At 61.4% G+C, this 15,968-nt stretch carries 4 protein-coding genes; 3 read left to right on the top strand and 1 reads right to left on the bottom strand.

What is annotated here, in order from left to right:
• Nucleotides 1–16: 16 nt before the first annotated feature.
• Both JFT87_RS23935 and JFT87_RS23930 read left to right on the top strand, forming a co-directional pair.
• A complete protein-coding gene (locus JFT87_RS23935; protein ID WP_201205419.1) occupies nucleotides 17–811 on the top strand; it encodes a substrate-binding periplasmic protein in 795 nt (264 codons plus the stop codon).
• A gap of 87 nt (nucleotides 812–898) precedes the next feature.
• Complete coding sequence (locus tag JFT87_RS23930) at nucleotides 899–1,912, top strand: GNAT family N-acetyltransferase (RefSeq protein ID WP_201205417.1); 1,014 nt, start codon at nucleotides 899–901, stop codon at nucleotides 1,910–1,912.
• A gap of 126 nt (nucleotides 1,913–2,038) precedes the next feature.
• On the opposite strand, the gene JFT87_RS23925 is transcribed toward JFT87_RS23930, so the two are convergent.
• Entirely contained in the window at nucleotides 2,039–2,587 is a 549-nt protein-coding gene (locus JFT87_RS23925; RefSeq protein ID WP_201205415.1) for an RNA polymerase factor sigma-70, read from the bottom strand.
• 369 nt (nucleotides 2,588–2,956) lie between these two features.
• Between JFT87_RS23925 and JFT87_RS23920 the strand changes: the two genes are divergently transcribed.
• The gene (locus JFT87_RS23920; RefSeq protein WP_201205414.1) at nucleotides 2,957–15,940 is read left to right on the top strand and encodes a non-ribosomal peptide synthetase; all 12,984 of its coding nucleotides are present in this window, start codon (nucleotides 2,957–2,959) and stop codon (nucleotides 15,938–15,940) included.
• The last annotated feature ends 28 nt before the right edge of the window (nucleotides 15,941–15,968 follow it).

The following is a 15,968-nucleotide window of genomic DNA, read 5'->3' as shown; positions in this document are numbered from 1 at the left end:
GGAGTGGGTTTTTTTGATGTCTTCGCCAATTTGGACGGTCTCGCGGTTATTGCTGACGGCACTTGCGGTGGTCTGGGTAATGCCTTCCCAGGCTGCGCAACAGGTGCGGGTCGGTGCGGCGCATTTCCCGCCTTACACCGTGCGCCCGGAGTCCGGGGCCGACACCGGTCTGCTGCCGCAACTGGTCGAAGCCTTGAACCAGTTGCAAACCGATTACCAGTTTGTACTGGTGCCCACTTCCATTCCCCGGCGTTTCGGTGATTTCAAGCAAGGTCGCGTCGACATGGCGATCTTCGAGAACCCGGATTGGGGCTGGAAGGACATTCCTCACACTACCGTCGACATGGGTCTGGAAGACGCCGAGATTTTCGTTGCGCAACGCGAACCTGATCGTCGTGAAAGTTACTTTGCCGACCTCGCCGGCAAGCGCCTGGCCCTGTTCAGCGGTTATCACTACGAATTCGCCAACTTCAATGCCGACCCGAAATTCCTCGCGCAGAACTACAACGCCACGCTGACCTATTCCCACGACAGCAACCTGCTGATGGTGCTGCGCGGGCGCGCGGACATTGCCTTGGTGACGCGCTCTTACCTGTTCGATTACCTGCTGCGCAACGAGAAGGTCGCCGATCAGTTGCTGGTGTCCCAGCGCATCGATCAGGTCTATCACCATTACGCACTGCTCAGTCCGGCTGCACCGATCAGTGGCCCGGCGTTTAGCAAGTTGTTGCAAGGCTTGCGCGATAACGGCCAGATGCTGAAGATTTTCGAGCCGTACAAGATAGCGGTAGTGCCGGTGCCTCGTCATTGAGGCACTGATTTCTCCTCGAAGCCTAAATTTCTCCTCTCGGCTCACGTCCCATCGTTGAACTGTCGACGATTACTGTGAGCCCGACCCATGTCCAATCTGAATGACCTGACTACCCTGGCCTTGCCGTCAGGGCGCAGTCTTGTAGCCGATGAAACCGAAAGCCGCCTGAGCCTCAGCCTGGAAGGGCAGCCGCTGATCCGCTTGCGTCTGAGCCGCGAGCCCAAGTTGCACATCGAAGTCGATGAGCGCTTTGGTTTGCCTGCCAGTCAGGCGTTCTGGGCCGCTTGCTATTGGTTGTTTGCCCGTGACCCGGGCTGCCAGCAGTTGACCTGGCGTCTGGATGAAGCACCGACCGAAGCCTTGCTCAGCGGTTTGCTGATCCCGACGGACGTGGTTGGCGAGTATCGCTGTGAGCGCACCTTGTTCTGGCAGTTGCCGCAGCCGTGGTTGGGGCAATCACTGACCGGCAGCTATCCGCAGCAGATGGTCATCAGCGGTGGCAAGCGTCATCCATTACGCCCGGCCAAACCACGTGGCGAGGTCTATCGACGTTTCGATGCGCGACTCGGTGCGTGGGTTTCCTTGCGTACAGTGGAAATCGAAAATGACCTGACGCGGTTTAATCGCTGGCAGAACAGCCCGCGGGTGGCGAGTTTCTGGGAAGAAGAGGGCAGCCTCGAGAAGCATCGCGAGTACCTGAGCAAACTCGATGCCGACCCGCACACCTTGACGCTGATCGGTTGTTTTGATGATCAGCCATTCGCTTACTTTGAAGCCTACTGGGCCAAGGAAGATCGCATCGCGCCGTTCTACGACGCCGGCGATTACGACCGCGGCATTCACATGCTGGTGGGGGAAGACGCGCATCGCGGCCCGCATAAAGTCGCGAGTTGGTTATCGGCGCTGGTGCATTACCTGTTTCTCGACGATCCACGCACCCAGCGCGTGGTTGCCGAGCCTCGCGCCGACAACGCGAAGATGATCGGGTATATGCACAACCAGTGTTTCCACTGCGAAAAAGAGTTCGACTTCCCGCACAAGCGCGCGGCGTTGATGGTGTTGGGGCGTGAGCGGTTTTTTGATCGGTGCAAATTGGCGTGAGGTGTAGGACTCAAGATCCGTTGCGATCTTGAGTCCGCCATCGCGAGCAGGCTCGCTCCCACAGGGATTGCGCTGAACCTGTGGGAGCGAGCTTGCTCGCGATTGGGGGCGATGAAATTTCGGATCTTACCGACGGGCAAACGTATCCGCACGACTGCCCGACACTTTGCGGCAGTGCACCAACGCATCCCGAATCATGAAATTCACCAGGGTCGGCGAGACGCCGAGTTCCTTGGCGATGTCCTTTTGCGGCACGCCGTGCAGGCGGTACATCTCGAAGGCGTAGCGCGTGCGGCTCGGCAGTTCGGTCAGCGCGTCGGCGATGTGTTCCAGGGTCGAGAAGTTGATGTGCGAGGTTTCCGGCGAAGCGCCCTGAATCACCACGTTCAGACCTTCTTCTTCTGGGCCCGAGTACTTCAGCTCCAGCGCCTGTTTGCGGTAGTGGTCGATCGCCAGGTTACGCACGATCTGGAACAGGTAGCTCAGCTGGGCCTTGAACGAAGAGGTGATCTGCGGCGCCGATTGCAGCCGGAAGAACGCGTCTTGCACCACGTCTTCAGCCCGCGACCGGCAGCCGGTAATGCGGGCTGCAATTTTGACCAGAATCAGTCGGTTGTCGACAAAGGCCTGAAGTAGCGGTGAATCGCACCTGCCTGTGGATACTTGTTCCGTCATGGAAATCACCTTGCTGCAAATAGGGTTGTGGGACGACAAGCGTTTCGGAGCCGTCCTACACATCGAGCGCCAAATTATGTTGAATGATAATGATTGTCAATTGAGAAAGAGAATTAATGCTCCACAAAAGTGCAGAGTGCGAACTGCGACACGCAGGCAAGCCCGGCCCGGTTGGGTTCAAGCCTGCGGACTAATTATTTAAAGACATCAATCGTTCTCATTGGTGAATGGGTCCGGATACGTTCCGGCCACAACAGCATTCTCAAGCCTTGCGCGGTCGGCGAAGACCGCGTCCTGCACGCCCTCTAAATGAGCGTGACGTACGAAAACCGATTTCAACTTGCAAGCCGAATTCAGGCAGGAAACCTCATGACCGACGCGTTCGAACTCCCCAGCACACTGGTCCAAGCCCTTCAGTGCCGCGCGGCCCTGACGCCGGACCGCGTGGCTTTGCGGTTTCTCGCTGAAACCCCGGATCAGGCCGTAGTGCTCAGTTATCGCGAGCTGGATCAGCGGGCGCGGACGATTGCCGGCGCGTTGCAGGCTGAGGCTGCATTGGGTGATCGCGCGGTGCTGCTGTTTCCCAGCGGCCCGGATTACGTCGCGGCGTTTTTTGGTTGCCTGTATGCCGGAGTGATTGCGGTGCCGGCCTATCCGCCGGAGTCGACCAAGCGTCATCACCAGGAACGTCTGCTGTCGATCATCAGCGATGCCGAGCCGCGCTTGCTGCTGACCAGCGTCGGCCTGCGCGATGCCTTGCTGCAAATCGACGGGGCGCCACCGTTGCTCTGCGTCGATACCCTCGACGCTGCGCTGGCTGATGGTTGGATTGCGCCGGACCTTGAAGACGACCACATCGCCTTCCTGCAATACACCTCCGGTTCCACCGCGTTGCCTAAAGGTGTGCAAGTCAGCCACGGCAATCTGGTGGCCAATGAACTGCTGATCCGCCATGGCTTCGGCATTGATCTGAATCCGGACGATGTGATCGTCAGCTGGTTGCCGCTGTACCACGACATGGGCCTGATTGGCGGCCTGTTGCAGCCGGTTTTCAGTGGCGTGCCATGCGTGTTGATGTCGCCGGCCTACTTCCTCGGCCGGCCGTTGCGCTGGCTCGAAGCGATCAGCGAATACGGCGGCACCATCAGCGGCGGGCCGGACTTTGCCTATCGGCTGTGCAGCGAGCGGGTCAGCGAATCGGCGCTGGAACGCCTCGACCTGAGCGGCTGGCGCGTGGCGTATTCCGGGTCCGAGCCGATTCGTCTTGATACGCTGGAACGCTTCGCCGAGAAGTTCGCGACGTGCGGCTTCACCCCGGACAGCTTCATGGCGTCTTACGGTTTGGCGGAAGCCACGCTGTTCGTGGCCGGCACGCCTCGCGGTCAAGGCATCGGTAACCTGAAGGTGGACGATCAGGCCTTGGCACAAAACCGTGCCGAACCGGGCGAGGGCGCAGCGATCATGAGTTGCGGCGTCAGCCAGCCGGATCACGCGGTGCTAATCATCGATCCGCTTGTGCTCACCGAACTGGCGGATAACGCCGTTGGCGAAGTCTGGGCCACCGGGCCGAGCATCGCCCACGGCTACTGGCGCAACCCCGAGGCCAGCGCCAAAACCTTCGTTCAGTATGCCGGCCGCACCTGGCTGCGCACCGGTGACCTGGGCTTTATGCGTGACGATGAACTGTTTATCACCGGGCGCCTGAAAGACATGCTGATCGTTCGCGGCCACAACCTGTATCCGCAAGACATCGAGCGAACCATCGAGCGCGAAGTGGAAGTGGTGCGCAAAGGTCGCGTCGCTGCATTCGCCGTCAATATCGACGGCCAGGAAGGCATCGGCATTGCTGCGGAAATCAGCCGCAGCGTGCAGAAAATCCTCCCGCCCGAGGCGCTGATCAAAGCCATCCGCCAAGCGGTGGCCGAGGCGTATCAGGAAGCGCCGAGCGTGGTGGTGCTGCTCAATCCGGGTGCGTTGCCGAAGACCTCCAGCGGCAAACTGCAACGCTCGGCGTGCCGCAATCGTCTGGCGGACGGCAGCCTCGACAGCTATGCGTTGTTCCCGTCGGCAAACATTGAAAGCGAGTCCTCAGCGCAATCCGCTTCCGAGATGCAAAGCCTGATCTCGAAGATCTGGTGCGAGCAACTCTGCGTCAAACAGGTCAACGCCGACGACCACTTCTTCCTGCTCGGCGGTAACTCCATCGCCGCCACCCAAGTGGTTGCGCGTTTGCGTGAAGAACTCGGCCTGGAGCTGAACCTGCGCCTGCTGTTCGAGGCCCCGACCCTCGGCGCCTTCGCTGATGCTGTCGCTCGACTGCAACAGGACGGCGGCCTCGCCCAAGGCACGATCACCGCGTTGTCGCGCACCGAAGCGATGCCGCAATCCCTGGCGCAAAACCGTCTGTGGATCACCTGGCAACTTGATTCGCAGAGCAGCGCCTACAACATTCCCGGCGCCTTGCGTCTGCGTGGCGAGCTGGACGAAGACGCGCTGCGTGCCAGTTTCCAACAGTTGATCGAACGCCACGAATCCCTGCGCACGCGCTTCTTCGAGCGTGCCGGCGTGGCGCTGCAAAAGGTCGATGCGGCCGGTGAATTCAACCTGCAATTGATCGACATCAGCGACCTGCCCGCTGCCGAACGAGAGGCTCGTGCGCAACAAATTCGTGAGGACGAAGCGCACACCCAGTTCGACCTGGAAAAAGGCCCGCTGCTGTGGGTAACCCTGGTGCGCCTCGACGACGAGGACCATCAGTTGCTGGTGACGATGCACCACATCATCGCCGACGGCTGGTCGCTGAACGTATTGATCGACGAGTTCTCGCGCCTGTACGCAGCGGCATCCCAAGGGCAAAAAGCGACCCTCCCGGCATTGCCGACTCAATACGCCGACTACGGCAGTTGGCAGCGCCAATGGCTGGCGCAAGGCGAGGGCGAGCGGCAACTGGCCTACTGGAAAAACCAGTTGGGCGATGAATATCCGGTGCTGAACCTGGCCACCGATCATCCACGTTCCGCGCAACAGACACACAGCGCCGCGCGGCATACCGTGCGTTTGGGCGTGAGCTTGAGCGAGGCGATCCGCCAGACTGCCCAGGCCCACGAAGCCACGCCATTCATGCTGTTGCTCAGTGCGTTCCAAAGTCTGCTGCACCGCTACAGCGGCCAGCGTGACATTCGCATTGGCGTGCCGAACGCCAACCGTCCGCGCCTGGAAACCCAAGGGCTGATCGGCTTCTTCATCAACACCCAGGTTCTGCGCGCCGAGGTTGATTCACGGCTGCCATTCGTTAAGCTGCTGGCGCAAACCCGCCAAGCCGCGTTGGGCGCGCAAGCCCATCAGGACCTGCCGTTCGAGCAACTGCTCGAAGCCTTCGCGCAAGCTCGGGAATCCGGTTTGTTCCAGGTCATGTTCAACCACCAGCAACGGGACTTGGGCGCACTGCGCCGTTTGCCGGGACTGCTGGCCGAAGAATTGCCGTGGCACAGCCGCGAAGCCAAGTTCGACCTGCAATTGCACAGCGAAGAAGACCGAAATGGTCGGCTGAGCCTGTCCTTCGATTACGCCAGCGAACTGTTCGATGCCGCGACCATCGAGCGTCTGGCCGAGCACTTCACTAACCTGCTGCGTGAAGTCTGCGAGCAACCGCAGCGTGCTGTCGGTGATCTGCAAATGCTCAATGCCATTGAGCACGATCAGCACACAGACTGGAGCGTCGCCCCGTGCGCCAAGGCTGAGCAATGGCTGCCAGAGCTGCTCAATGAACAACTGCGCCAGACCCCGGAACGCAACGCGCTGATCTGGGATGGCGGTCAACTGGACTTCGCCGAATTGCACGCCCAGGCCAACCGTCTGGCCCATTACCTGCGCGACAAAGGTGTCGGCCCGGATGTGTGCGTGGCCATCGCCGCCGAGCGTTCGCCGCAGCTGTTGATCGGCCTGCTGGCGATCATCAAGGCCGGCGGCGCCTACGTGCCGCTGGACCCGGATTACCCGGCTGATCGCCTGGCCTACATGCTCAGCGACAGCGGCGTCGAATTACTGCTGACCCAGACCGAATTGCTCGACCGCTTGCCAGCGACCGACGGCGTCAGCGTGATCGCCATGGACGCTCTGCACCTGGAGAACTGGCCGAGCCAGGCACCGGGCCTGCACCTGCACGGCGACAACCTGGCCTACGTGATTTACACCTCGGGCTCCACCGGTCAGCCGAAAGGGGTCGGCAACACCCACGCGGCCCTCGCTGAACGCCTGCAATGGATGCAGACCACTTATCGTCTGAATGAAACCGATGTGCTGATGCAAAAAGCGCCAATCAGTTTCGACGTGTCGGTGTGGGAGTGCTTCTGGCCGTTGATCACAGGCGCGCGTTTGCTGATTGCCGGGCCCGGCGAACACCGCGACCCACATCGCATTGCGCAACTGGTTCAGCAGTATGGCGTGACCACGCTGCACTTCGTCCCACCACTGTTGGCGCTGTTTATCGAAGAGCCACTGACCGCCGAATGCACCAGCCTGCGCCGGGTGTTCTCCGGCGGCGAAGCCTTGCCCGCCGAACTGCGCAACCGCGTACTTGAGCAACTGCCAGCGGTGCAATTGCATAACCGTTACGGCCCGACCGAAACCGCGATCAACGTCACCCATTGGCATTGCACCAGCGCCGATGGGGAGCGCTCGCCGATTGGCCGGCCGTTGGGCAACGTGGTCTGCCGCGTGCTCGATAACGACCTCAATCCTGTACCGGCTGGCGTGCCGGGAGAGCTGTGCATCAGCGGTATCGGCCTGGCCCGAGGCTACCTCGGTCGTCCGTCCCTGACTGCCGAACGTTTTGTCGTCGATCCATTGGGCGAGCAGGGCGCGCGGCTGTACCGCACCGGCGACCGGGCACGCTGGACAACTGATGGCGTGATCGAATACCTCGGGCGCCTCGATCAGCAGGTCAAACTGCGTGGCTTCCGGGTTGAGCCGGAAGAAATCGAAGCACGCCTGCTGGCTCAGGACGGCGTCGCTCAAGCTGTGGTGCTGGTGCGCGAAACAGCCGCTGGCGGGCAGTTGATCGGTTACTACACCACCACCGATTCCTCGGAAGACATCGATGTGCAAAATCAGCGCCTGAACACTGCGCTGGTTGCCGAGCTGCCGGAATACATGGTCCCGGCGCAACTGATGCGTCTGGATGAAATGCCGTTGAGCCCGAGCGGTAAACTCGATCGCCGCGCCTTGCCGGAACCGCAGTGGCAGGTTCGTGAACACGTCGAACCGGTCAGCGCACTTGAGCAACAAATCGCCTGCATCTGGCGCCAAGTATTGGGCCAAAACCAGATCGGTCTGCGCGACGATTTCTTCGCCCTCGGCGGTCATTCGCTGTTGGCCACACAAATCATTTCCCGCACCCGTCAAACCTGCGACGTCGAATTGCCGCTGCGGGCGCTGTTCGAAAACAGTGAGCTGGGGGCGTTCGCCGAACAGGTCCGGTTGATCCAGGCCAGCGGTAAAACCAACCAGCAGCCGCCGATCGAGAAAGTCGATCGCAGCCAACCGGTGCCGCTGTCCTATTCCCAGCAGCGCATGTGGTTCCTTTGGCAAATGGAGCCGGACAGCCCGGCCTATAACGTCGGCGGCATGGCGCGGTTGCGCGGGGTGCTGGATGTCGGGCGTTTCGAAGCGGCGCTGCAAGCGCTGATCATCCGTCACGAAACCCTGCGCACCACGTTCCCGAGCGTCGATGGCGTGGCCCGGCAACAGGTGCACGTCGACACCGGCATACGCATGGACTGGAAGGACTTTACCTCTCTGGATGCCGACGGCCGCGAGTGGCAGGTCCAGCAACTGGCGGACGATGAGGCGCACAAGCCATTCGATCTGGAAACCGGCGCGCTGCTGCGCGCCTGTCTGGTCAAGACCGGCGAAGAAGAACACTACTTGGTGTTGACCTTGCACCACATCGTCACCGAAGGCTGGGCGATGGACATCTTCGCCCGTGAACTGAGCGCGCTTTACGAAGCCTTCGTCGATGACCGCGAGTCGCCGCTGGAACCGCTGCCAGTGCAATATCTGGATTACAGCGTCTGGCAGCGGCAGTGGCTGGAATCCGGCGAGCGTCAACGCCAACTCGACTACTGGACCGGGCAACTCGGTCGCGAACATCCGTTGCTGGAATTGCCTGCTGACCGTCCGCGTCCACCGGTGCAAAGCCATCAGGGCGAACTGTTCCGTTTCGACCTGAGCGATGAGCTAGCTGCACGGGTTCGTGCCTTCAATGCGCAAAACGGTCTGACCCTGTTCATGACCATGACCGCCGCCCTGGCCGTGCTGCTTTACCGCTACAGCGGCCAGACTGATCTGCGCATCGGCGCGCCGGTAGCTAACCGCATTCGCCCGGAAAGCGAAGGGCTGATCGGCGCGTTCCTCAACACCCAAGTGCTGCGTTGCCAGCTCGACGGACAGATGTCCGTCGGTGAGTTGTTCGAGCAGGTTCGCCACACCGTGATCGAAGGTCAGTCCCATCAGGACCTGCCGTTCGATCATCTGGTGGAAGCCTTGCAGCCACCGCGCAGCGCCGCTTACAACCCGTTGTTCCAGGTGATGTGCAACGTCCAGCGCTGGGAATTCCAGCAGAGCCGCACGCTGGCCGGCATGACCGTCGAGTACCTGGCCAACGATGCCCGGGCGACCAAGTTCGACCTCAACCTGGAAGTCACCGACCTCGATCATCGACTCGGTTGCTGCCTGACTTACAGCACCGATTTGTTCGATGAACCGCGCATTGCACGGATGGCAGGGCACTGGCGCAACCTGCTGGAGGCCTTGCTGGCCGATCCGCAACAACGCCTCAGTGAACTGCCGTTGCTTGAAACCACGGAACAGAAAAACCTGCTGGACAGCCTCGGCATCGAGCCGGGCGAGCAGCGTCTGGACCAGTGCATTCATCACCTGTTCAGCGAACAAGCGTTGGCCCGCAAAGACGCGCCGGCCCTGACTTTCGCCGGGCAAACCCTGAGTTACGCCGAACTCGACAGCCGCGCCAATCGCCTGGCCTGGATGCTGCGCGAGCGCGGTGTCGGCCCGCAAGTGCGGGTGGGCCTGGCGCTGGAACGTTCGCTGGAAATGGTCATCGGCCTGTTGGCGATCCTCAAGGCTGGCGGCGCTTACGTGCCGCTGGACCCGGAATACCCGCTCGATCGCCTGCATTACATGATCGAAGACAGCGGCATTGGTCTGCTGCTCAGCGACGCGGCGATGTTCAAGGCCCTCGGTGAATTGCCATCGACCGTAGCCCTCTGGTGCCTCGAAGAAGACACCGCCGAACTGGCCAACTACCCGGCCAGCGAGCTGCCGTTTATCAGCCTGCCGCAGCATCAGGCGTACCTGATTTACACCTCCGGCTCCACCGGCAAACCGAAAGGCGTGGTGGTGTCCCACGGCGAAATCGCCATGCACTGCCAAGCGGTGATCGAGCGTTTCGGCATGCGCCCCGACGACTGCGAACTGCACTTCTATTCAATCAACTTCGACGCCGCCACCGAGCGTCTGTTGGTGCCGCTGTTGAGCGGTGCCCAAGTGGTGTTGCGCGCTCAAGGGCAATGGGACGCTGAAGAAATCTGCGGCCTGATTCGTAGGCATCAGATCAACATCCTCGGCTTCACCCCCAGTTACGGCAGTCAGTTGGCGCAGTGGCTGGCGACCCAGGGCGAAACCTTGCCGGTGCGCATGTGCATCACCGGCGGCGAAGCCCTGACCGGCGAACACTTGTCGCGGATTCGCGCGGCGTTCAAACCGAGTGTGTTCTTTAACGCTTACGGCCCGACTGAAACTGTGGTCATGCCACTGGCCAGTCTTGCGCCTGAGGAATTGGAAGAAGGGTTGGGCAGCGTGCCGATTGGCAGCGTGATTGGCGCGCGGGTGGCTTACATTCTCGACGCCGACCTGGCCTTGGTGCCGCAAGGCGCGACCGGCGAATTGTTCGTCGGCGGCGCGGGTTTGGCGCAGGCGTATCACGACCGTCCGGGCATCACTGCCGAACGTTTTGTCGCTGACCCGTTCGCCACCGATGGCGGGCGCATGTACCGCACCGGCGACCTGGTGCGCCAGCGTGCCGATGGTTTGGTGGAGTACCTCGGTCGTATCGACCATCAGGTGAAAATTCGCGGTTTCCGCATTGAACTGGGCGAGATTGAAACCCGTCTGCTGGAACATGCGTCGATCCGTGAAGCCGTGGTTCTGGCGTTGGATGCCCCAAGCGGCAAACAATTGGTTGGCTACCTAGTCACCGACGTCGCCGAACAGGAGGAAGCGCAACAATCCGCATTGCGCGAAGCATTGAAGGCTCACCTCAAATCCCAGCTGCCGGACTACATGGTGCCGACGCACCTGATCCTGCTGGCGAGCATGCCGCTCACAGCCAACGGTAAACTTGACCGCCGCGCACTGCCGGCACCGGACCCGGAGTTGAACCGTCAGCACTACGTGGCGCCGAGCAATGAGCTGGAGCTGACATTGGCCGGCATCTGGTGTGAAGTGCTGAACGTCGCGCAGGTCGGCCTCAACGACAACTTCTTCGAACTGGGCGGCGACTCGATTCTGTCGATCCAGGTGGTCAGCCGGGCGCGGCAGCAGGGCATTCACTTCAGCCCGCGTGACCTGTTCCAGCACCAGACTGTGCAGACACTTGCTGCTGTGGCCAGCCGCACCGAGCAAGTGACCGCCGAGCAAGGTTTGCTCACCGGTGAATCGCGTTTGACGCCGATCCAGCACTGGTTCTTCGACACCGACATCCCCGAGCGTCAGCACTGGAACCAGGCATTGCTGCTGGAACCCACCGTGGCGCTGGAGCCCCAACGCCTGGAGCAATCGCTGCTGGCGGTGATCGAACAACACGACGCCTTGCGCCTGCGCTTCACCCAATCCGGCGCGCAATGGCACGCCGAACACCAAGCGGTCAATGACATCCCAGTGCTGTGGCAGATTCGCGTCGCATCGATGGGCAAGTGCACGGCGCTGTTCGCTGATGCCCAGCGCAGTCTGGATCTGGAGCAAGGGCCACTGATGCGTGCCTTGCTGGTCGATGGACCTGAAGGCCAACAACGGTTGTTCATCGCCATTCACCACTTGGTGGTGGACGGCGTTTCGTGGCGAGTGCTGCTGGACGATCTGCAAACGGTCTACCGTCAACTCGATGCTCAGCAGTCGGTCAAATTGCCGGCCAAAACCAGTGCCTTCAAGGACTGGGCCGCACGCTTGCAGGCCTATGCCGGCAGCGAATCACTGCGCGAAGAACTGGGCTGGTGGCAGGCGCAACTGGCCGGGTCAAGCGCCGGTCTGCCGTGTGATCGCCCCCAGGGCGGCCAGCAAAATCGTCGTGCACAAACCGTCAGTGTGCGGCTGGATGCCGAGCGCACCCGGCAATTGCTGCAACTGGCACCGGCCGCGTATCGCACGCAGGTCAACGACCTGTTGCTGACCGCGCTGGCCCGCGTGCTGTGCCGCTGGAGCGGCCATGAATCGGCGTTGATTCAACTCGAGGGGCACGGCCGCGAAACTCTGTTCGACGAGATCGACCTGACTCGCACCGTCGGTTGGTTCACCAGTGCTTACCCACTGCGCTTGGTGCCAATGGACGAGCAGGGCGCCTCGATCAAAGCGATCAAGGAACAACTGCGCGCCGTGCCGCACAAAGGTCTGGGCTATGGCGCGCTGCGTTACCTCGCCGATGAGCTGTGCCGCCAGACCCTGGCCGCGTTGCCGGTGGCGCCGATCACCTTCAACTACCTCGGCCAGTTCGACCAGAGTTTCGGTGCGGACGCCTTGTTCCGTCCGCTCGATGAGCCGGTCGGCGCGGCCCACGATCCACACGCGCCACTGCCGAACGAGCTGAGCGTCGACAGTCAGGTCTACGGCGGCGAACTGGTATTGCGCTGGACCTTCAGCGCCGAACGCCACGACTCGCAAACCATCAGCGACCTGGCGCAGGCTTACGTCGGTGAGTTGCAAAGCCTGATCGAGCATTGCCTGCAAGACGAGGCCGGAGGCCTGACGCCGTCGGACTTCCCGCTGGCCAGACTGACCCAGCCGCAACTCGATGCACTGCCGATCCCGGCGGCCGTCATCGAAGACGTCTACCCGCTGACCCCGATGCAGGAAGGCATGCTACTGCACACTTTGCTGGAACCGGGCACCGGCCTCTACTACATGCAGGACCGCTACCGCATCAACAGCGAACTCGACCCCGAGCGTTTCGCCCAGGCCTGGCAAGCGGTGATCGCCCGTCACGAAGCCTTGCGCGCCTCGTTCTGCTGGAACGTCGGCGAAGACATGCTGCAAGTGATCCACAAGCCAGGCAGCACGCCCATCGAGTACCTCGACTGGACTGCAATTGCCGATGCCGAGCAAGAACCGAAGCTGCAAGTGCTGCTCAAAAGTGAGCGTGAAGCCGGGTTCGATCTGCTCAACCAGGCACCGTTCCACCTGCGTTTGATCAAGGTTGGCGAGGCGCGTTACTGGTTCATTATGAGCAACCACCACATCTTGATCGATGCGTGGTGTCGCTCGCTGCTGATGAACGATTTCTTCGAAATCTACACGGCGCTAGGCGAAGGGCGCGAAGCACAGTTGGCCGTGCCGCCGCGTTATCGCGACTACATCGGCTGGCTGCAACGCCAAAGCCTTGCCGAAGCGCGGCAGTGGTGGAAAACCAACCTGCAAGGCTTTGAGCGGACCACGCCGATACCAAGTGACCGGCCGTTCCTGCGTGAACACGCTGGCGACAGCGGCGGCATGGTAGTGGGCGACCGCTACACCCGACTCGATGCCCGGGACGGTGCGCAACTGCGTGAACTGGCCCAGGCTCATCAGTTGACCATCAACACCTTCGCCCAAGCGGCGTGGGCCTTGGTGCTGCGACGCTTGAGCGGTGATCGCGACGTGCTGTTCGGTGTCACGGTGGCCGGGCGCCCGGTGGACATGCCGCAGATGCAGCGCACCGTCGGGCTGTTCATCAACAGCATCGCGCTGCGGGTGAAGATGCCGGAAGACGATCAGCGTTGCAGCGTGCGTCAGTGGCTCAGCGGTTTGCTCGACAGCAACATGCAACTACGTGAGTACGAATACCTGCCGCTGGTAACGATTCAGGACAACAGCGAACTGCCCAAGGGCCAGCCGCTGTTCGACAGCCTGTTCGTGTTCGAAAACGCTCCGGTGGAAGTCTCGGTGCTGGACCGTGCGCAAAGCCTCAACGCCACCTCGGATTCGGGCCGGACCCACACCAACTTCCCGCTGACGGCGGTTTGCTATCCGGGCGATGACCTCGGTTTGCACCTGTCCTACGATCAGCGCTATTTCGACGAATCCACGGTCGAGCGCATGCTCGGTGAGTTCAAGCGTTTGCTGCTGGCGTTGGTAGCGGGCTTCCATGGCGACATGGCTGACTTGCCGTTGCTGGGCGCGGAGGAGCAGGACTTCTTGATCCACGGCTGTAACCAGAGCGAACACGACTACCCGCTGGAGCAAAGCTACGTCGAGTTGTTCGAAGCCCAGGTTGCCCAGCATCCGCAGCGCATCGCCGCCAGTTGCCTCGACCGTCTGCACAGTTACGTCGAGCTGAACCAGCGCAGTAACCGCCTCGGTCATGCGTTGATCGCGGCCGGCGCCGGGCTGGATCAACCGGTGGCGTTGCTGGCGGAACGTAACCTCGATCTGCTCGGCATGATCATCGGCAGCTTCAAGGCCGGTGCCGGTTACCTGCCGCTGGACCCAGCGCTGCCGAGCCAGCGTTTGAGCCGGATCATCGACCTGAGTCATACACCGTTGCTGGTCTGCACTAAGGCTTGCCGTGAACAAGCGGTGGCGTTGCTGGAAGAGTTTGGTTGCGCCCATCGACCTCGATTGCTGGTCTGGGAGGAGGTGCAGGCGAGTGATGCCTCGGTGCAAAACCCGGGCATCTACAGCGGGCCGGATAACCTGGCCTACGTGATCTATACCTCGGGCTCCACCGGTTTGCCGAAAGGTGTGATGGTCGAGCAGCGCGGCATGCTCAATAACCAGTTGAGCAAGGTGCCGTACCTGAGCCTGAGCGCTGCGGATGTGATCGCGCAAACCGCCTCGCAAAGTTTCGATATTTCGGTCTGGCAGTTCCTCGCCGCGCCGCTGTTCGGCGCGCGAGTGGATATCGTGCCGAACACCATCGCCCATGATCCGCAGGGCTTGTTGGCTCACGTCCAGAGCCAGGGCATCACCGTGCTCGAAAGCGTGCCGTCGCTGATCCAGGGCATGCTCGCCCAGGACCGCATGAGCCTCGACGGCCTGCGCTGGATACTGCCGACCGGTGAAGCGATGCCGCCGGAACTGGCACACCAATGGTTGTTGCGCTACCCGGGTATCGGGCTGGTCAACGCCTATGGCCCGGCGGAATGCTCGGACGATGTGGCGTTCTTCCGCGTCGATATGGCCTCGACCCGCGGCAGTTATTTGCCGATTGGTACGCCAACCGACAACAACCGTTTGTACCTGCTCGATGGCGCGCTGGAACTGGTGCCGTTGGGTGCGGTGGGTGAGTTGTGCGTCGCGGGGACCGGCGTCGGTCGCGGTTATGTCAGTGATCCGCTGCGCACCGCCCAAGTGTTTGTGCCGAACCCGTTTGGCGAGCCCGGTGACCGGTTGTATCGCACCGGCGACCTGGCCCGTCGGCGCAGTGACGGCGTGTTGGAATACGTTGGCCGCATCGATCATCAGGTGAAGATTCGCGGTTACCGCATCGAGTTGGGGGAAATCGAAGCGCGCCTGCACGAACAACCGGAAGTCCGCGATGCGGCGGTTGGCGTGCAAGAAGGTGTAAACGGCAAGCACTTGGTCGGCTATCTGGTCGCGGCGAATTCAGCGCTCAACCCGAGTGAACGACTGGAGCGTATCAAGCAACGTCTGCGCGCCGAATTGCCGGAATACATGGTGCCGCTGCACTGGTTGTGGCTCGAAAAAATGCCGCTGAACGCCAACGGCAAACTTGATCGCAAGGCGCTGCCGGCGCTGGAGATTGGCCAGTTGCAGAGCCAGGATTATCTGGCCCCTCGCAATGAACTGGAGCAGACCCTGGCTGACATTTGGGCTGAAGTGTTGAAGGTGGAGAAAGTCGGCATTCGCGACAATTTTTTCGAGCTGGGCGGCCATTCGCTGCTGGCGACACAAATCGCCTCGCGGGTGCAAAAAGCCCTGCAACGTAACGTGCCGCTGCGGGCAATGTTCGAGTGCAGCACGGTGGAAGCGTTGGCCGAATACATCGAGGGGTTGGCGGCGAGTGATATCACCGAAGAGAAAGTTGATCGACTGAATGATCTGATGGCGGAGTTGGAGGGGCTGTAGTTCTCTGGCGCCTGTACCGGCCTCTTCG

Source organism: Pseudomonas sp. TH15 (genome assembly GCF_016651105.1).
In the GTDB taxonomy this organism is placed as follows: Bacteria; Pseudomonadota; Gammaproteobacteria; order Pseudomonadales; family Pseudomonadaceae; genus Aquipseudomonas.
This window is presented reverse-complemented; position numbering and strand designations above follow the sequence as displayed.